17 protein-coding genes are annotated in these 17,110 nt (G+C 70.0%); 3 read left to right on the top strand and 14 right to left on the bottom strand.

Annotation, left to right across the window (positions count from 1 at the left end; genetic code table 11):
* Positions 1–115: 115 nt before the first annotated feature.
* The 6 genes from amcA to ACQPZW_RS00695 form a co-directional block, all read right to left on the bottom strand.
* Positions 116–343 (bottom strand): multiple cyclophane-containing RiPP AmcA, encoded by a 228-nt coding sequence (gene amcA, locus ACQPZW_RS00720; protein ID WP_433792935.1) that lies wholly within the window; start codon positions 341–343, stop codon positions 116–118.
* Entirely contained in the window at positions 312–1,415 is a 1,104-nt protein-coding gene (gene amcB, locus ACQPZW_RS00715; RefSeq protein ID WP_433797888.1) for a cyclophane-forming radical SAM peptide maturase AmcB, read from the bottom strand. Before amcB ends, amcA begins: the two co-directional genes overlap by 32 nt.
* Positions 1,416–1,585: 170 nt before the next feature.
* On the bottom strand, positions 1,586–2,737 hold the full coding sequence (purM, locus tag ACQPZW_RS00710) for a phosphoribosylformylglycinamidine cyclo-ligase (RefSeq protein WP_433792934.1): 1,152 nt from the start codon (positions 2,735–2,737) through the stop codon (positions 1,586–1,588).
* A 36-nt stretch (positions 2,738–2,773) separates the two neighbouring features.
* Positions 2,774–4,384 carry an amidophosphoribosyltransferase gene (gene purF / locus ACQPZW_RS00705; RefSeq protein ID WP_433792933.1) on the bottom strand — a complete coding sequence of 537 codons (1,611 nt, stop codon included), beginning with the start codon at positions 4,382–4,384 and terminating at the stop codon, positions 2,774–2,776.
* A 100-nt stretch (positions 4,385–4,484) separates the two neighbouring features.
* Positions 4,485–4,844, bottom strand: a complete 360-nt coding sequence (locus tag ACQPZW_RS00700; RefSeq protein WP_433792932.1) for a sterol carrier family protein — start codon at positions 4,842–4,844, stop codon at positions 4,485–4,487.
* Between the two features lie 243 nt (positions 4,845–5,087).
* Positions 5,088–5,360, bottom strand: a complete 273-nt coding sequence (locus ACQPZW_RS00695; protein ID WP_433792931.1) for a hypothetical protein — start codon at positions 5,358–5,360, stop codon at positions 5,088–5,090.
* On the opposite strand from ACQPZW_RS00695, the gene ACQPZW_RS00690 reads away from it, so the two are divergent.
* Positions 5,344–6,774, top strand: coding sequence for a carboxypeptidase regulatory-like domain-containing protein (locus ACQPZW_RS00690; protein ID WP_433792930.1), 1,431 nt, complete (start codon positions 5,344–5,346; stop codon positions 6,772–6,774). The two genes, ACQPZW_RS00695 and ACQPZW_RS00690, sit on opposite strands and share 17 nt — an antisense overlap.
* Before the next feature lie 70 nt (positions 6,775–6,844).
* Here ACQPZW_RS00690 and purL read toward each other — a convergent pair whose 3' ends face one another.
* Genes purL through purS form a run of 3 tightly spaced genes read right to left on the bottom strand, consistent with a single transcriptional unit; the run spans position 6,845 to position 10,253 of the window.
* On the bottom strand, positions 6,845–9,253 hold the full coding sequence (purL, locus tag ACQPZW_RS00685) for a phosphoribosylformylglycinamidine synthase subunit PurL (protein ID WP_433797887.1): 2,409 nt from the start codon (positions 9,251–9,253) through the stop codon (positions 6,845–6,847).
* 38 nt (positions 9,254–9,291) lie between these two features.
* The gene (gene purQ / locus ACQPZW_RS00680) at positions 9,292–10,002 is read right to left on the bottom strand and encodes a phosphoribosylformylglycinamidine synthase subunit PurQ (RefSeq protein WP_433797886.1); all 711 of its coding nucleotides are present in this window, start codon (positions 10,000–10,002) and stop codon (positions 9,292–9,294) included.
* A complete protein-coding gene (gene purS, locus ACQPZW_RS00675) occupies positions 9,999–10,253 on the bottom strand; it encodes a phosphoribosylformylglycinamidine synthase subunit PurS (protein WP_093620819.1) in 255 nt (84 codons plus the stop codon). Before purS ends, purQ begins: the two co-directional genes overlap by 4 nt.
* Before the next feature lie 233 nt (positions 10,254–10,486).
* On the opposite strand from purS, the gene ACQPZW_RS00670 reads away from it, so the two are divergent.
* Positions 10,487–11,161 (top strand): S1 family peptidase, encoded by a 675-nt coding sequence (locus ACQPZW_RS00670; protein ID WP_433792929.1) that lies wholly within the window; start codon positions 10,487–10,489, stop codon positions 11,159–11,161.
* Positions 11,162–11,207: 46 nt separating this feature from the next.
* Here the strand turns inward: ACQPZW_RS00670 and purB are convergent, their stop codons facing one another.
* Genes purB through ACQPZW_RS00655 form a run of 3 tightly spaced genes read right to left on the bottom strand, consistent with a single transcriptional unit; the run spans position 11,208 to position 14,388 of the window.
* A complete protein-coding gene (gene purB, locus ACQPZW_RS00665) occupies positions 11,208–12,629 on the bottom strand; it encodes an adenylosuccinate lyase (RefSeq protein ID WP_433792928.1) in 1,422 nt (473 codons plus the stop codon).
* Positions 12,626–13,861 (bottom strand): MFS transporter, encoded by a 1,236-nt coding sequence (locus ACQPZW_RS00660; protein WP_433792927.1) that lies wholly within the window; start codon positions 13,859–13,861, stop codon positions 12,626–12,628. Before ACQPZW_RS00660 ends, purB begins: the two co-directional genes overlap by 4 nt.
* On the bottom strand, positions 13,858–14,388 hold the full coding sequence (locus ACQPZW_RS00655) for an ArsR/SmtB family transcription factor (protein WP_433792926.1): 531 nt from the start codon (positions 14,386–14,388) through the stop codon (positions 13,858–13,860). The genes ACQPZW_RS00660 and ACQPZW_RS00655 overlap by 4 nt, the downstream gene beginning before the upstream one ends.
* 130 nt (positions 14,389–14,518) lie before the next feature.
* Between ACQPZW_RS00655 and ACQPZW_RS00650 the strand changes: the two genes are divergently transcribed.
* The gene (locus ACQPZW_RS00650) at positions 14,519–14,971 is read left to right on the top strand and encodes an SCP2 sterol-binding domain-containing protein (RefSeq protein WP_433792925.1); all 453 of its coding nucleotides are present in this window, start codon (positions 14,519–14,521) and stop codon (positions 14,969–14,971) included.
* Between the two features lie 38 nt (positions 14,972–15,009).
* On the opposite strand, the gene ACQPZW_RS00645 is transcribed toward ACQPZW_RS00650, so the two are convergent.
* Both ACQPZW_RS00645 and ACQPZW_RS00640 read right to left on the bottom strand, forming a co-directional pair.
* The gene (locus ACQPZW_RS00645) at positions 15,010–15,654 is read right to left on the bottom strand and encodes a response regulator (RefSeq protein WP_433792924.1); all 645 of its coding nucleotides are present in this window, start codon (positions 15,652–15,654) and stop codon (positions 15,010–15,012) included.
* Positions 15,651–16,943 carry a sensor histidine kinase gene (locus ACQPZW_RS00640; RefSeq protein WP_433792923.1) on the bottom strand — a complete coding sequence of 431 codons (1,293 nt, stop codon included), beginning with the start codon at positions 16,941–16,943 and terminating at the stop codon, positions 15,651–15,653. Before ACQPZW_RS00640 ends, ACQPZW_RS00645 begins: the two co-directional genes overlap by 4 nt.
* Between the last annotated feature and the right edge of the window lie 167 nt (positions 16,944–17,110).

Below are 17,110 nucleotides of genomic sequence, written 5' to 3'. Positions count from 1 at the left end.
GAGCACGCGGATTTACCGCGTGCTCGCGTGTGTCACGCGGTCACGATTCCTAGGGTTGCACGACTGAAGCCCACGCGGTTCATCCGCGTGGGCTTCAACCGAGCCGCGTCGATCTTCAGCGTGGGCGGTTGTTCCAGTTGTAGAACGTAGGAATGTTCTCGAAGTGGTTCCAGGCACATACCGCCGAGCCGCCGTTCTCCGGTGACTCCTCGGCGCGTTGTTGCCTGGCCGCTTCCGCCTCCGCGATGAGCGCGGCCAGCCCGGCCCGGGTGTCGTGCACCCGTGCCGTCACCGGATCCGTCTCCACGTCCTCAGACAGCCGTGGCTTCGTGATCTCGGGCATGGTCCAGCACTCCCTCCAATAGGCGAATCTTGCTGTTCCGACAGTGATTCGTTTCGGTCACGTCGAACCTGCCGTGCTCGAAGTACCGGTTGGCGGCGTGTGCTCCGCCACAGAAGCCGAAGTAGGGGCAGCTGTCGCGGCACGCCTCGATCCCCGTCATGAACTCGCGGATCCAGAGTGTGTTCTCCGCGCCGGCCAGGATCTCGGGCAACGGCGTGGTCAGCACGTTGCCGCTGGAGAAGTCGCCGTAGCGGGGGTCGTGGAAGCCGGCGAGCTCCGGCGAGAGCAGCACCACCGAGCCGTCGTGGGCGATCGTGGGAATCGGGTCCAGCCGCCGGGGCAGCAGGTCGTCGGCATTGCCGTCGAGGACCGCTGACGCATACCTCAACGACCACTCCACCTCACGCAGGTGGATCCGCGGGTCACGGCGCCATGCGGACACCAGCTCCGCCCAGAAGGCGCTCACCGCGGCCGGATCGTGTCTGTTGAGCCGGGTGTTGACGCCCTCCTGCTCCTCGACGTTGATGCCGAGCACCTCACAGCCCAGGGCGAGGAAGTAGTCGTACAGCTCGGTCGCCACGCCGGGCCGCGGATCACCGACCACGCAGAGGGTGGAGAACGGGATGCCGTGCGCCCGCAACCGATCGATGCCCCGCACGATCAGGTCGTAAGCTGGCTTTCCACCCCGGTCCACCCGGTCACCGTTGCGGCCGCGCGGGCCGTCCACGCTGACGCTGACGCGCACGTCGCGCTCGGCGAAGAACTCGCACCACGCGTCGTCGATCAGGGTCGCGTTGGTCTGCACGTGATGCTCCACGGTCGTGCCGAACGGCGCGAACAGCGCGGCCAGGTGGTCCCGGCCGGCGGCGAGCGGCTCACCGCCGTGCCACACCACCGAGAATCGGCCGGTACGGGCGAAGGCAGCCACCCCCTCGGCGACGGCTTCGGCGACCGCCACCGGCATCTGCCGCTTCTCCCGGCGAAACGGCAGGTAGCAGTACCCGCACGCGAGATTGCAGAGAGTAGTGGGCTGCATGACGACGTAGCCGGGTTCTGCCGAGATGCCCCGCATCCCGCTCCACGCAACCGTCATGTCCCCGCACACTCCCGTCCGGCACTCGTGACTCAGGTCAGGCTAGGCCTCGCGCTCCACAGTCCATGCGAAAGATCCGCATGTGCCGGACATCGACACACGCGGATCATTTCACATTCGGACTATTGCCAACCAGAATCACTTTCCGGTCAGCCCCGGGTGTACGACCCCATCATCTGCACCTCGCCGGAGCCCTCGACGACCTCGCCGACCTGCCAGGCCTCGACACCACGGCCGGTGAGGTAGGCCATCGCGCGGTCCGCGTCGTCGGACGAGACGATCGCGAACATGCCGACGCCCATGTTGAAGGTCGCCTCCATCTCCGAGTCCTCGATCCGGCCCTTGGCCTGGATCAGGTCGAAGATCGACTGCGGGCGCCAGGTGGAGCGGTCCACGATCGCGTCCATGGTGGTGGGGAGCACCCGGTTCAGGTTGCCGGGGATGCCACCGCCGGTGACGTGCGAGAACGCCCGGACGTCGGTCTCCTCGATCAGGCCCAGGCAGTCCTTGGCGTAGATCTTGGTGGGGGTGAGCAGCTCCTCACCCAGAGTGCGCTGGGTGCCGAAGTCGTCGACCACGGTGTCCAGGCGCATCCGGCCGGCGCCGAGCAGCACGTGCCGGACCAGCGAGTAACCGTTCGAGTGGAGGCCGGACGACCGCATCGCGATCACCGCGTCACCCAGCTCGACCCGCTCCTTGCCGAGGATCTCGCTCTCCTCGACCACACCGACGCCGGTCGCGGACACGTCGTACTCGTCGGGGCGCAGCACACCCGGGTGCTCCGCCGTCTCGCCGCCGAGCAGGGCACACCCGGCGTACCGGCAGCCGTCCGCGATACCCGCGCCGATCTCGGCCACCTTGTCCGGGACGACCTCGCCGCAGGCGATGTAGTCGAGCAGGAACAGCGGCTCGGCCCCACACGCCACCAGGTCGTCGACGACCATGGCGACCAGGTCGATGCCGATCGTGTCGTGGATGTCGAGCTGCTGGGCGATCACCAGCTTGGTGCCGACGCCGTCGGTGGACGAGGCCAGGATCGGGCTCTTGTACTTCGCGGTGTTCAGCCGGAACAGGCCGGAGAAGCCGCCCAGGTCGCCGATCACCTCGGGGCGGGAGGTCTTCTTCACCTTCGCCTTGAGCAGCTCGACGGCACGGTCGCCGGCGTGGATCGAGACACCCGCTTCCGCGTACGTGGCCGAGCGCTTGCGCGGTCCGCGTCCTGAGCCGGCCGTCCAGGGCTGACGGTCGCCTCCTTCGGCGCCGTTGGATCCGGCACTGTTGCGCTCGGACACGTGCGTCACGGTTCTCCCCTTAGCGGTTCTGTGTAACTGAAAGAATCACGGGTGGTGCAGCGCGGTCGCGCCGCCCGGGCTGGCGACCAGCGGCTCCGCTGCCGGGCGGACGTCGGCCGCGAGCTCGCGAGCGTCGTAGTCGCTCTCCAGCTCGGCGACGGCGGCGGTGGCCGCCTGCGGGGTGGCACCCGGCATCGACGCCCGGCGGCCCACGCCCTCCAGGACGTGCTTGCCGATCAGGTCACCGGCCGGCAGCTCGATCGGATACTCCCCGTCGAAGCACGCCATGCAGAGCCGCGACTTCGGCTGCTCGGTCGCCTGGATCAGATTGTCGAGCGAAACATAGCCCAGGCTGTCGGCGCCGATCGAGCGGCGGATCCCGTCGATCTCCAGTCCGTTGGCGATCAGCTCGGCCCGGGTCGCGAAGTCGATGCCGTAGAAACACGGCCACTTCACCGGCGGCGACGAGATCCGGACGTGGATCTCCAGCGCGCCGGCCTCACGCAGCATGCGGATCTGGGCGCGCTGGGTGTTGCCGCGGACGATCGAGTCGTCGATCACCACGATCCGCTTGCCGCGGACCACCTCGCGCAACGGATTCAGCTTCAGCCGGATGCCGAGCTGGCGGATGGTCTGCGACGGCTGGATGAAGGTCCGGCCCACGTAGGCGTTCTTCATGAAACCGGCGCTGTACGGAATACCGGAGGCCTCCGCGTAGCCGATCGCGGCCGGAATGCCCGACTCGGGCACACCGATCACCAGATCCGCCTCGACCGGGTGCTCCTTGGCCAGCTTGCGGCCCACCTCGACACGGGCCGAGTAGATGTTGCGCCCGGCGATCGTGGTGTCCGGGCGAGCGAGATACACATACTCGAAGAGGCAGCCCTTGGGCTCGGGCGCCGCGAACCGGCTGGACCGCAGACCGTGCTCGTCGATCGCGATTATCTCGCCGGGCTCGACCTCGCGGACGAAGCTGGCGCCGGTGATGTCCAGCGCAGCCGTCTCGCTGGCGACCACCCAGCCCCGCTCCATCCGGCCCAGCACCAGCGGGCGGACCCCCTGAGCGTCACGGGCGGCGTAGAGGGTGTGCTCGTCCATGAAGACGAAGCTGAAAGCGCCCCGCAGGGTCGGCAGCAGCTCCATCGCGGCGGCCTCGACCGACAGATCGGGGCGGCCGGCCAGCAGAGTGGTGACCAGAGCGGTGTCGGAGGTGGAGTCACCCACCTCGAGGCCGCGGTCGGCGACGTCCTTGGCCAGCTCCGCCGTGTTGACCAGGTTGCCGTTGTGGGCCAGCGCGATCGTCGTGCCGGCCGGGGTGGCGCGGATCGTGGGCTGCGCGTTCTCCCAGTTGGAGCCGCCGGTCGTGGAGTAGCGTGCGTGACCGATCGCGACGTGGCCACGGAGGCTCGCCAGAGTCGGCTCGTCGAACACCTGGGAGACCAGGCCGATGTCCTTGTAGACCACCACGCCGGACCCGTCGCTCACAGCGATGCCGGCGGCTTCCTGCCCCCGGTGCTGCAGCGCGTAGAGCCCGAAATAGGTGAGTTTGGCAACCTCCTCCTCGGGGGCCCAGACGCCGAAGACGCCGCAGGCATCCTGGGGGCCGCGCTCCTGGGGGTCGAGATCGTCGGTCAGTAGGCCGTCGCCTCGGGGCACCTGCTCGCTCCCTCATGTCGGGGTCTGCACGGACCGCTAACTCGCTGGTCCGTCCGACCGACCAGTGTACGCGAGCCCACGAGAAGGGCACCCGCGCTCGTCAGCCGAGAAGTGGCAGGTAGTCGGTGAGGTCGGTCCTCGTACCGCTCGCCCGGAGACGTCCGTCACGCACCGCCTCGTCCCACGGGAGCCGGCCGGTGGCCAGGAGCAGCCAGGTCATCGGATCCGTTTCGACCACATTGGGCGGTGTGCCTCGTGTGTGCCGCGGGCCGGCAACGCACTGAATCGCGCCGAAAGGTGGAATCCGCACCTCCACCGAACGGCCAGGCGCGCGAGCGGACAACTCGGTCAGCAGTGCTCGCACGGCATCACGCAGCACCGCACGGGCGGGCTCGACACCCCGGTCCAGCGCGTCCAACGCTTCGGCGACCGACTCGGATTTACTGTGCGCAGGAGACATGTCGGGACGATACGACCCGACATGAGGAGAACGGCACACCGCCCTGGGTCGCGCGAGTGACGTATGACAAGGCATAGTTGCCGACGGTGTACACGTCGTGGGATCCACCGGACATCGAAGGAACCGGGGACCGCGCGACCGGAAGGCGGTGGACGTGACAACGCACCTACGTGCCCGGACGGCCCAGGCCGGTGCGTTCCTGGCACTGGTCTCAGGGCTGGTGACCGGCATCCCAACGGCCGCTCAGGCTGCGGCTCCAACCGTGACGATCGCGTCTGTCTCGGATCGTACGGTGTCGTCGGGCTCTACGGTAACCATTTCATACACCGTAAGTAACCCCGAGGGTGAGGGTAACGCCGGTCGGTTCAACACCGACGTCACCACCAGCGCCGGGCGGTGCAACAACGGCTGCAGCCCCAGCGACACGATCGGCGGCACGCCGAGGGAGTACGACGCCACGCTGACCGCGCCGACCGTGGCCGCCGGCCAGTCGCAGACGATGACGATCACCGTCATCTCGAAGGACCAGAACGGCGCCGCAAGCCAGGCGGCCACCGAGACGATCAAGGTGGAGGGCCCGGCCGCGCCGACGACCGTGCGGCAGGTCTCCGGCCGGATCAAGGACGACGGTGGTGACCGCGTCTCCGGTGTGCAGGTCGTCATGAAGGACAGCCAGGGCCACACCTACACCACGGCCACGGGCGGTGACGGCGGCTACTCGTTCAACTCGTCCGACTCCCAGCCGATCGCGGCCGGTTCCATCCAGGTCGCCGCGGCGAAGGCCGGTTACGAGGCCGCCGACGTGACCGTTCAGGGCGCCGCCGGCCGGACCGTGAACGTGCCGCTCACGATCAAGAAGACGGCTGCCGCGACGTCACCGACCCCGTCCACGAGCACGTCGGCGACGACCAAGCCGACCGACGAGGCGACCGACGACGAATCCGCCGACGCGGGCGACCCGGGCGTCAACAACCTCGGTGGCAACGACACGCAGGAAGCCGCCAGCAGCTCCGACGACGGCGGCAGCAACTGGCTCCTGATCCTCATGGGTGGTCTGCTCGTCGCCGCCGGCATCGGCGCCATGGTGCTGGTCTGGATGCGCCGTAAGAAGGCGGAGGAGCTCGCCTCGGACACCGGCATCGGCCCGGCCGTCCCGGCAAGCGTGGGCGGCGGTTTCGACGCCACCCGGGTGGCCGCGCCGGTCGGCGCCGGCCGCGGTGCCGACGCCACGATGATCGCTCCGGCCGCGGGTATGAGCGTGCGGCCCGGGGCGATGGGCGGTGGGATCGCCGACGCGCCCACAGTGATCCATCGGATGCCCGTCGAGGACGAGTTCCCGGACCCTTACGGCGCCCCGCTGCCGCCCGGTGGCGGTTACGGCGGCAACCAGTGGGACGGCCAGCAGGGCGGCGGCAGCTACGGCGCTACGCAGACCTACGGCCAGCAGGGTGGCGGCTACGGCGCGGCGCCGGGTGGTGGCGGCTACAACGACGGCGGCCAGCAGCGCTACGACGAGCACACCAACCTCTACCAGCCGGAGCAGCCACAGCAGCCGCAGCGCTACGACGAGCACACCAACCTGTACCAGCCTGAGCAGGGCGGTGGAAACTACGATGGCGGTCAGTACGGCGGCGGCCAGGGTGGCTACGACCAGGGCTGGAACGGTCAGGACGCCGGCGGCTACGGGCAGCAGGGCGGATACGACCAGCAGGGTGGTTACGACCAGGGCGGCTACGGCCAGCCGGGCGGCAACTACGGTGGCTACGACCAGGGCGGGTATGACCAGCACCAGGGCGGACTTCCTCAGCAGGGTGGCGCCTACGGCAACGGCTACCCACAGCAGCCCCCGGCACCGCAGCCGCCACAGCCGCCGCAGCAGGGTGGCGGCAACTACGGCCCGCGCCCGAACCGGGACTGGGACGACAACTGAGGTTCTGAGCTGAAAGAAAGGCCCCGCGCGATTGGCGATTCGCGCGGGGCCTTTCTTCATGTGCTGACGATCAGGCCGGCGGCTCGATCGGGCCGCCCGGCGCCTGCGGGCTCAGCTCCAGCGTCACCGAGCGGACCTCACCGGACGTCACCGGCGCGGGCTGCTGCTCGGCGGGGCTGCCGAAGAGGTCACGCAGCGTCGACGACCAAGCCGTCCGCAGCTCCTCCAGCGGGATGGTGAACTGGCCCTCCACCTGCAGCGACGCCTCCTCGGAGGTGACGCCGAGCGGGGTGACCGGCACACCGTGCTCGGCCACCAGCGCGAGGAACGCCTTGTCGTGGCCGCGCGGCACGCTGACCAGGACACGGCTCGCCGACTCGCTGAACAGGTGGACGAACGGCGAGTTGCCGTCCCCCGGGAGGGTCACCTTCGCGCCGACGCCGTGGCGCAGCGTGCTCTCCACGAGCACCTGGGCCAGGCCGCCGTCGGAGAGGTCGTGCGCGGCGCTGACCAGACCGGACTTCGACGCCTGCGCCATCACCTGGCCGAGCGCCCGCTCGGCGGCGAGGTCGACCTTGGGCGGGCGGCCGCCGAGGTGGCCGTGGGTCACCCAGGCCCACTCCGAGCCGGAGAGCTCCACACGGGTCTCGCCGAGCAGGAAGAGCAGGTCGCCACCGGCCTTGGCCGGCCGCGGGAAGCCCATCGGGACGCGGCGGGCCACGTCGTCGAAGACACCCAGCACACCGACCACCGGGGTCGGGTGGATCGCCGCGGCCCCGGTCTGGTTGTAGAAGCTGACGTTGCCACCGGTCACCGGGGTGCCCAGCTCGAGGCAGCCGTCCGCGAGAGCCCGGCAGGCCTCGGCGAACTGCCACATCACGTGCGGGTCCTCGGGCGAGCCGAAGTTGAGGCAGTCGGAGACGGCGATCGGCTCGGCGCCGGTGACGGCGACGTTCCGGTACGCCTCGGCGAGCGCGAGCTTGGCCCCCTCGTACGGGTCGAGGCGCGCGAACCGCCCGTTCCCGTCGACGGACAGCGCCACCCCGAGGCCGGTCTCCTCGTCGATCCGGAGCACGCCGGAGTCCTCCGGCTGGGCCAGGATCGTGTTGCCCAGCACGTACCGGTCGTACTGCTCGGTGACCCAGGTCTTGTCGCACAGGTTCGGCGACGCGGCCATCCGCAGCACGGTCTCCCGCAGAGCGTCGCCCGTGGACGGACGCGGCAGCGTCTCGGCCCGGTCGGCCTGCAGCAGCATCACATCGTTCGGCTCACGGATCGGCCGGTTGTAGACCGGGCCGTCGTCGGCGAGCGAGCCCGGCGGCACGTCGACGACCACGTGGTCGTTCCAGGTGATCACGAGCCGGCCGGGGGTGCCGTCGGCGGACGCCGCGGTGACCTCGCCGATGGCGGTGGCCCAGACGCCCCACTTCTCGGCGACCTTCAGAACGGCGTCGAGGTTTTCCGGGGTGACGATGAGGAGCATGCGCTCCTGCGACTCACTCGCCAGGATCTCGGTCGGCGTCATGGAGGCCTCACGCAGCGGGACCCGCTCCAGCCAGACCCGCATGCCGGTGCCGGCCGCCGCGGCGGTCTCGGTGAGCGCGCAGGTGAGGCCGGCGCCACCGAGGTCCTGGATGCCGGAGACGAGCCCGGCATCGTACAGCTCGAGGCAGCTCTCGATCAGCAGCTTCTCCATGAACGGGTCGCCGACCTGCACCGACGGGCGGCGCTGCTCGGCCTCCTCGTCGAAGGTGGCCGACGCCAGCACGGAGACGCCGCCGATGCCGTCCCGGCCGGTCCGCGCGCCGAGCAGCACGACGATGTTGCCGGTGCCGGTGGCCTCCTTCTTCTGGAGGCGCTCGACCGGCAGGACGCCGATGCTCAGAGCGTTGACCAGCGGGTTGCCCTGGTAACACGGGTCGAAGACGATCTCGCCACCGATGTTGGGCAGGCCCAGGCAGTTGCCGTAGCCACCGATGCCGGCGACCACACCGGGCAGCACCCGGGCGGTGTCGGGGTGGTCGTGGGCGCCGAAGCGCAGCGGGTCCATCACGGCGATCGGGCGGGCGCCCATCGCGAGGATGTCGCGGACGATGCCGCCGACCCCGGTGGCTGCGCCCTGGTACGGCTCGACGTAGCTGGGGTGGTTGTGCGACTCGACCTTGAAGGTGACCGCCAGCTTCTCGGAGATCTGCACCACACCCGCGTTCTCACCGATGCCGGCCAGCATCCGGGTGTTCTGCGGCGCCTTCTCGCTGAACTGCTTGAGGTGCACCTTGCTCGACTTGTACGAGCAGTGCTCACTCCACATGATCGAGTACATCGCCAGCTCGGACGAGGTGGGCCGCCGGCCCAGGATCTCGCGGATCTTGGCGTACTCGTCGTCCTTGAGCCCCAGCTCGGCGTAGGGCTGTAGCTCGTCCGAGGTCTTCTGCGCCTGCTCGACGGTGTCCGGACCGTCGGAGCCGCTGACCAGCACGTCGGTCGCAGCGAAACCGCTCGGCTTCTCCTGCGTCGTCACTGTTGTCCCCCTGCGAGCTGACCGTCCGCGGACGCGCCCGCCAGGGCCCGCAGGACTGAGGTGAAGAAGCCGAGGCCGTCGAGCGACGGGCCGGTCAGCGCCTCCACGGCGTGTTCCGGGTGCGGCATGATGCCGACGACGTTGCCGGCCTCGTTGGTGATCCCCGCGATGTCGCGCTGCGAGCCGTTCGGGTTGCCCTTGATGTAGCGGGCGATGACCCGGCCCTCGCCCTCCAGCGCATCGAGCGTCCTGGAGTCGGCGACGAAGCAGCCCTCCCCGTTCTTCACCGGGATCAGGATCTCCTGACCGGGGGTGAAGCGGTTGGTCCAGGCGGTGTTGGTCGCCTCGACCTTGAGCCACTGGTCACGGTTGCGGAAGTGGAGGTGCTGGTTTCGGGTCAGGGCGCCGGGCAGCAGATGTGCCTCGCACAGGACCTGGAAACCGTTGCAGATGCCGAGCACGGGCAGACCGCCCCGCGCCGCATCGATGATGGACTCCATCACCGGCGCGAACCGGGCGATGGCGCCGCAGCGCAGATAGTCGCCGTAGGAGAAGCCGCCCGGGAGGACGACCGCATCGACGCCGTGCAGGTCCGGGTCGCCGTGCCAGAGGCGGACGGCCTCGGCTCCGGCGATCCGGGCGGCGCGGGCGGCGTCCCCGTCGTCGAGCGAACCAGGGAAGGTGACCACACCGATCCGCATGGTCAGGCGACCTCCGCCGCAGCGCTCTCGACGCGGATCTCGAAGTCCTCGATCACCGGGTTGGCGAGCAGCTTGTCGGCGATCTCACGGGCCCGGTCGAGGTCGGGCTCCCCAGTGAAATCGATCTCGATCCGGCGGCCGATGCGGACAGAAGAGACATCGGTGACGCCGAGCCGGGGCAGCGCATTGGCCACCGCTTGACCCTGCGGGTCCAGGATCTCCGGCTTGAGCATGACGTCGACCACGACGCGAGCCACGGGCACTCCTGACTGATAGGTGTAAGCAGGCGAAGCCTACCCGGTAGGCCCCGTGGACAAGCCGGGGGCCGGTGTCGGCAGCCCGACGCGAGCGTCATTGAGCAGGGAATGCGCGTTCACATCCGGGTCATCAGTCAGTGATATGTATCAATTGAACTCTGGGTCAGGGGACGAACACGGCTTAGTTTGCATTCGTCGACATCTATCACCGTTCCCCAGAAGGAGATCTCGACGTGCGCATTCGACTCCTGGCCGCCCTCGCCGGCGCGGTCACGGCCATGCTCGCCCCCACCGCCGCCCACGCCGAACCGGCTGTCCCCAGCATCATCGGGGGCGGCACCGTCTCCTCCGCGCCGTGGGCCGCCGCCGTCTTCAGCAACGGCAGCTTCACCTGCTCCGGCACGATCATCTCGGCCAACTACGTGCTCACCGCGCGGCACTGCGTGAGCGGCACCATGTCGGTACGGGTCGGCAGCGTCAACTACGCATCGGGCGGCGTCACCCGTACCGTCGCGTCCTCGTCCACCCGCTACGACCTGGCCCTGCTGCGCCTGAGCAGCTCGGTCAGCACCTCTTACATGCCGCTGTCCAGCGCGTACCCGCCGGTCGGCTCGACCAACAGCATCTACGGCTGGGGCATGACCTGCTACTCGGGCTGCGGGGCGTCACCGACGCTCAAGACCGCCACGGTCCAGGTCACCTCGACCAACCAGACCGACGCCTACGGTGGCCGGGCGATCGGCAGCACCCGGATCAACGGCAACGCCTGGCGCGGTGACTCCGGCGGCCCGCAGGTCTACAACGGCGCCCAGGTGGGTGTCGCGTCGACCGCGGACGGCCAGAGCCGGCAGTACTACGGCAGTGTCGCCTACAACCGGGCGTGGATCACGTCGACCGCGGGCGTCTGAGTAGACCCGCGTCCGAACGAGGCGGTCCCGGCGCCGGTCCCGAGAGTCAGAGGATCGGCGCCGGGGCGTACCCCGCTGCCGTCGGATGCTCCGCCACGATCGCGGCGACCCGCGCGGCAACCGCCTGGACCTGCGCCGGCGCCGCGCCGACGAAGGCGGCCCGGTCCGCGACCAGGGTGTCGATCTCGCCCCGGCTGAGCTGCAGCCGCTCGTCCGCCGCGAGACGGTCGAAGAGGTCGTTGACCGCCACGCCCTTCTCCCGCATGGCCAGCGCCACGCCGACCGCGTGCTCCTTGATCACCTCGTGCGCGACCTCCCGGCCGACGCCCTTGCGCACCGCGGCGACCAGCACCTTCGTGGTGGCCAGGAAGGGCAGGAACCGGTCCAGCTCACGACCGATGACCGCCGGGTACGCCCCGAACTCGTCCAGCACCGTGAGGAAGGTCTGGAACAGGCCGTCGGTGGCGAAGAACGCGTCCGGCAGGGCCACCCGGCGCACCACCGAGCAGGAGACGTCACCCTCGTTCCACTGGTCGCCGGCCAGCTCGCCGACCATCGACAGGTAGCCCCGGACGATCACCGCGAAGCCGTTGACCCGCTCCGAGGACCGCGTGTTCATCTTGTGCGGCATCGCCGACGAGCCGACCTGGCCCGGCTTGAAGCCCTCGGTGACCAGCTCCTGGCCGACCATCAACCGGATCGTGGTGGCCAGTGACGACGGGCCGGCGACGATCTGCGCCAGCGCCGACACCACGTCGAAGTCGAGCGACCGCGGGTAGACCTGGCCGACGCTGGACAGCACCCGGCGGAAACCGAGGTGCTCGGCGACCTTCTTCTCCAGGTCCGCGGCCTTCTCCATGGACCCGTCGAAGAGGTCCAGCTGGTCGGCCGCGGTGCCGACCGGGCCCTTGATGCCGCGCAGCGGGTAACGGTCGATCAGGTCGTCCAGCCGCTCATAGGCGATCAGCAGCTCCTCGGCCGAGGAGGCGAACCGCTTGCCGAGCGTGGTGGCCTGCGCCGCGACGTTGTGCGACCGGCCGGTCATCACCAGGTCGGAGTGCTCGACGGCGAGCGCGGCCAGCCGGGCCAGCGTGGCCACCACCCGGTCGCGGATCAGCTCGAGCGACGCCCGGATCTGCAGCTGCTCCACATTCTCGGTGAGGTCGCGCGACGTCATGCCCTTGTGGATCTGCTCGAAGCCGGCCAGCTCGCTGAACTCCTCGATGCGGGCCTTCACGTCGTGCCGGGTGACCCGCTCGCGCTCGGCGATCGACGCCAGATCGACCTGCCCGAGCACCGCCTCATACGCCTCGACGGCACCGTCCGGGACGTCGACGCCGAGGTCACGCTGAGCCTTGAGGACCGCCAGCCAGAGCTTGCGCTCCATCCGGATCTTCTCCTCCGGGGACCAGAGGGTGACGAGGTCGGCAGAGGCATACCGGGCGGCGAGCACGTTCGGGATGGTCACGGCACCGATTCTGTCACGGGCCGCGGTCCGTCCTCCGGCAGCCGGTGACGCAGGGTGCGGACGGCACGGCTGCTGAGCATGCCGACCACGGCGAGCGTGGCGACCGTCCCGGCCCCGATCAGGGTCACGCTCAATCCGACCTCGTGCGCGACCGGGCCGACGGCCACCTCACCGAGCGGCATGGCGACGAAGGAGCCGACCATGTCGTACGAGTAGACGCGCGCCAGCCGGTCCGGAGGCACGTGCTCCTGCATCGAGGTCTCCCAGGCCACCCCGAACTGCTCCAGCATGAGCCCGGCCACGAAGGTGGCGAGCAGCAGCGCCCACAGCCGCGGGTAGAGCCCGAGCACGAACAGCGGCACCGCCATGCCGAAGCAGCCGAGCGCGCCGACCAGCAACAACCGGTGCAGCCTGAGCCGCATCGCCAGGAGCCCGCCGACAATCAGCCCGGCGGTCTCCCCGGCCAGGACCAGGCCCCACGCCGACCGGCCGACGGTCTCGTCGGCGACGGCCGGACCGAGCACGAACATGCCGCCGCTCCACGCCGCGTTCAGCAGGCTGAAGCCGGCCACCACCACCCAGAGCCAGGTGCGCGAGCGAAACTCGGACCAGCCGAGCCGCAGGTCGGCCATGAGGTGCTGCCGCTCGGCCGGCCGGGGCGGGGCGGCCACCCGCACCCCGGCGAAGCAGGCCGCGGAGATGACGAAGGTCACGGCGTCGACGGCGATGCCGATGCCGGGGCTGGTGACGGCGACGACCAGGCCGCCGACCGGGGCACCGATCACCATCGCGCTGTTCAGGAGGATCCGGCTGAGGGCGATGGCCTGGAGCCGAACCCCCTCGTCCACGGTCTGCGGCAGCAGCGCCGCGCTGGCGGGCAGGGCCAGCGCGGCGGTCATGCCGTTGAGCACCGACAGCCCGACGAGCAGCGGGATCGTGGCGCCTCCGGTGAGCACCGACAGCGCGACGACGGCCTGGACCAGCCCGGCGGCCAGGCTCGACCCGACCATCAGCAGATGCCGTGGCAGCCGGTCGGCCAGCACTCCGCCGAAGAGCAGGAAGAGCACGTTGGCCAGGGTCCGGGCGCCGACGACCAGACCCAGGTCACGGGCGGAGCCGGTCAGGTCGAGGACGGCGAAGGCGAGAGCGATCGGGGCGAACGAGTTGCCGAGCGCGCTGATCGACCGCCCGGCCAGCAGGAACCGGAACGGGACGTGCCGCAGCGCCGTCACGACGGCTCCTCGCGGCTCTGGAACATCGCCACGGTCGTGCTGGTCCGCACCGTGCCGGGGGTGCGCGGCGGCTGCGCGGCCTCGTGCAACTCGACGACCGCCTCGGAGATCCGGTCGCGGATCCGCACCCACACCTCGGGGTCGACCCAGAAGTCGCCGTCGCTGAGCAGGCTGCGGCGCTCAGCGAAACGGGACGTCGAGCTGCGCCGGATCAACTCGTGCGCGAGCGCCGCGAACTCGGCCCGGCGCTGCTCGTCGGGACGGGCGCCGGGCAGGGCCTCGCTGTGGGCGTCATACCGGTACCGCTTCGCCACGCCGCCCCGGATCTTCTCCTCGCCGGCCACCACGATCAGGCCGCCGGAGAGCAGATTGCGCAGGTGGTAGCTGGCGTTGGCGTGGGTCAGACCGAGCTCTCGAGCGACCTCGGCGGCGGTCATGGCGGCACCGGTGAGCAGCGACATGATCTGCAGGCGCACCGGGTGGGCCAGCGCTCGCAGCGCGGCGGTGCCACCGTCTCCCAAAGACATGTTGGGGAGTCTACGAACAGGGCGGCCCGACTGTCCAACGTTTGTTTGGGAGTGGCACACTTCTCCAGAACACGGCATCCTCGCTGAAGTTACCGGCGAGTAAAGCGGCGAAGGCCGAGAGGAAGACCTGATGACTGACTTCAGCCCCGAATCGTTCGCGTCGTTCGGCCCGAAGGAGTTCACACAGCTCGTCAAGTCCACGCCGGACGCCAAGATCTCCCAGGTGATGGCCTCGGAGAAACGCACCAAGATCCTCGACGAGGTGTTCAACCGGATGCCCTCGCTCTTCCGGGCGGACCGGGCCGGCAACACCGCCACCGTCATCCACTGGATCATCAGCGGTGGCCCCGGCGGCGCGTCCGACACCTACGAGACGGTGATCGAGAACGCGACGTGCACCGTGACCAGCACCCCGGTCCGCGAGCCGAGACTGGCGATGACGATGGACGGGCTCACCTTCCTGAAGATCGTCTCCGGCACCGGCAACCCGGTGACGCTCTTCATGACCGGCAAGATCAAGACCAAGGGCGACATCACCCTCGCCACCACCATCCCCAAGCTCTTCGACATCCCCAAGGGCTGAGGATCGAGACCCCTCCGGCGGTACGACGGAGCGCCGCCTCAGAGGAAGCCGTGATCGCGGGCGTAGAGGGCGGCCTGAGTCCGGTCCCGTAGGCCGAGCCGGGCCAGGATGTTCGAGACGTGGTTCTTGACCGTCCCCTCGCTCACGTAGAGCTGCGCGGCGATCTCCCGATTGGTGGCGCCCCGGGCGATCAGCCGCAGCACGGCCTGCTCCCGCTCGGTCAGGTCGGCCCGGGGCGTGGCCGCCACCGGGCTGCGGTCCAGAGCCGTGACGAGCCGCCGGAGCACCGCACTGTCGTGCTGGTCGACACCGGCCCGGGCCAGCCGTACCGCCCGGGCCAGATCCTTCGGCGGCAGATCCTTGAGCAGGTAGCCACCCGTTCCGGCCCGCAGCGCCCGGACGACGTACTCCTCGTCGTCGAAGGTGGTCAGCATCAGCACCCGGCAGGCCGGCAACCGCTCCCGCAGCAGCTCCGCGGCCCGCAGACCGTCCAGCACCGGCATCCGCACGTCCATCAGCACCACATCCGGGGTGGTGGCCAGGGCCAACTCGACCGCGGCGCGACCGTCCGCCGCGGTGCCGACCACCTCGATGCCCGGCTCGATGCTCAACAGCGAGGCGATGCCCTCCCGGATCAGGGCCTGGTCGTCGGCGACCAGCACACGTACCGGCTCGTCGGTCATCGGGACACCGCCGGGACGCTCGCCGTGATCCGGGTGCCGTGACCGGGTCGCGACTCGACCCGGACGGTCCCGCCCAGGGCCGCGAGACGCTCCCGCATCCCGCTCAGACCGCCGCCGGAGGTGGCCTCCGGGTCGAACCCGCGGCCGTCGTCCTCCACCTCGAGCACCGCGTCGTCCCCGGCGCTGTGGACGGCCACCCGGACCATGCCGGCGTCCGCGTGCCGGCGGGCGTTGGTCAGCGCCTCCTGGGCGACCCGGTACAACGCCTCGGCACCGGCCCGCCCGGGTAGGCCGGTTCCACCGCGGGCCATCCGCTCTTCGAGGCTTGCCGGACCGCCACGGCTCTCCGGGTTGTCATGGCTCTCCGGGTTGTTGTGGCTCTCCGCACCGCCGCGGCTCTCCGGGTTGTCATGGCTCTCCGCACCGCCATGGCTCTCCGGGCCGCCTAGATCGAGGATCACCCGGAAGTCCGGGTCGTCCAAGCCCTCGACCAGCTCGAACAAGGCGGTCGTCAATGAGAACGGCTCGGCACGGAGAGTGCCGACGGACTCGCGTACCTCACGCAGGGCACGCGCCGCGGCCCGGTGCGCGTCGGCGACCGCTCGATCCGCCGTCGCCGGGTCCCGCTCGCGGAACGCCTCGGCCTTCGCCAGTTGCACGCTGATCGCGGTCAGATGGTGACCGACACTGTCGTGGATGTCCCGGGCCAGCCGGTTGCGCTCGCTCGCGGCGCTCAGCTCGGCGACCCGCTGCTGTGTGGCGGTCAGCTCCGCCACCAACCGTTCCGCCTGCAATCGGCTTCGCCGCTGCTCGACGGCGACCGCGGCGGTGGCGACCGCCAGGACCAGGCCGATGAAGAGCATGAACAGGTCGGAGACGACCTCGGGATCGGTCCGGGCACCGCTGACCGTACCGGCCCGGGTGAACGCCATCACCAGGTAGAACGTGGCCAGCCCGATCCCGGCGGAACGGCCCAGCCAGAAGTACGCGAAGAACGGCACCAGCACGAAGAGGGCACGCGAGAACCCGGCGCCGTCGACCGCGTTGACCGTCTCCAGCAGCACGATCCGGAGCAGCAGCACACCCATCGCCCACCGACGCGAACGCGGCCGCCGCCAATCCACCTGCTCGACCGCGATCAGTGCGGTCAGGCCGGCGAGATAGACCGCCAACTCGGCGCGCGACCAGTCCGGGGCCAGTCCGGCGCCGACGTAGTAGAGCCCGGTGAGCATCACAGCGCCGTAGAGCAGCGAGGCCATCCATCGCAGCGGCGGAGCATCCACAGCCATGACGCCACGCTAGGTGACCGCCGGCCGCCGCCACCAGCGATGCCGTCGATGTCTGGCCACAGGTCATGTGCCGAACGGACGGCCACACCCGCCGGTCCTGGCCGCACGGCACTGTCCCGGCCACCGGCGATCCGGCCACGGTGGTCGGCATCGACTGGAACGAAGGA

This window comes from Actinoplanes sp. CA-252034 (assembly GCF_050956125.1).
Classification (GTDB): Bacteria; Actinomycetota; Actinomycetes; order Mycobacteriales; family Micromonosporaceae; genus Actinoplanes.
The sequence above is the reverse complement of the archived record's forward strand: the minus strand, read 5'-3'. Positions and strand labels throughout refer to the sequence as shown.

What these genes read in the sequence shown, in the direction of transcription:
- amcA (WP_433792935.1), bottom strand. Translation starts at nt 343, where the DNA reads ATGCCCGAGATCACGAAGCCACGGCTGTCTGAGGACGTGGAGACGGAT.
- amcB (WP_433797888.1), bottom strand. Translation starts at nt 1,415, where the DNA reads ATGCGGGGCATCTCGGCAGAACCCGGCTACGTCGTCATGCAGCCCACT.
- ACQPZW_RS00700 (WP_433792932.1), bottom strand. Translation starts at nt 4,844, where the DNA reads ATGTCTCCTGCGCACAGTAAATCCGAGTCGGTCGCCGAAGCGTTGGAC.
- ACQPZW_RS00690 (WP_433792930.1), top strand. Translation starts at nt 5,344, where the DNA reads ATGACGATCACCGTCATCTCGAAGGACCAGAACGGCGCCGCAAGCCAG.
- ACQPZW_RS00695 (WP_433792931.1), bottom strand. Translation starts at nt 5,360, where the DNA reads ATGACGGTGATCGTCATCGTCTGCGACTGGCCGGCGGCCACGGTCGGC.
- ACQPZW_RS00655 (WP_433792926.1), bottom strand. Translation starts at nt 14,388, where the DNA reads ATGTCTTTGGGAGACGGTGGCACCGCCGCGCTGCGAGCGCTGGCCCAC.
- ACQPZW_RS00650 (WP_433792925.1), top strand. Translation starts at nt 14,519, where the DNA reads ATGACTGACTTCAGCCCCGAATCGTTCGCGTCGTTCGGCCCGAAGGAG.
- ACQPZW_RS00645 (WP_433792924.1), bottom strand. Translation starts at nt 15,654, where the DNA reads ATGACCGACGAGCCGGTACGTGTGCTGGTCGCCGACGACCAGGCCCTG.
- ACQPZW_RS00640 (WP_433792923.1), bottom strand. Translation starts at nt 16,943, where the DNA reads ATGGCTGTGGATGCTCCGCCGCTGCGATGGATGGCCTCGCTGCTCTAC.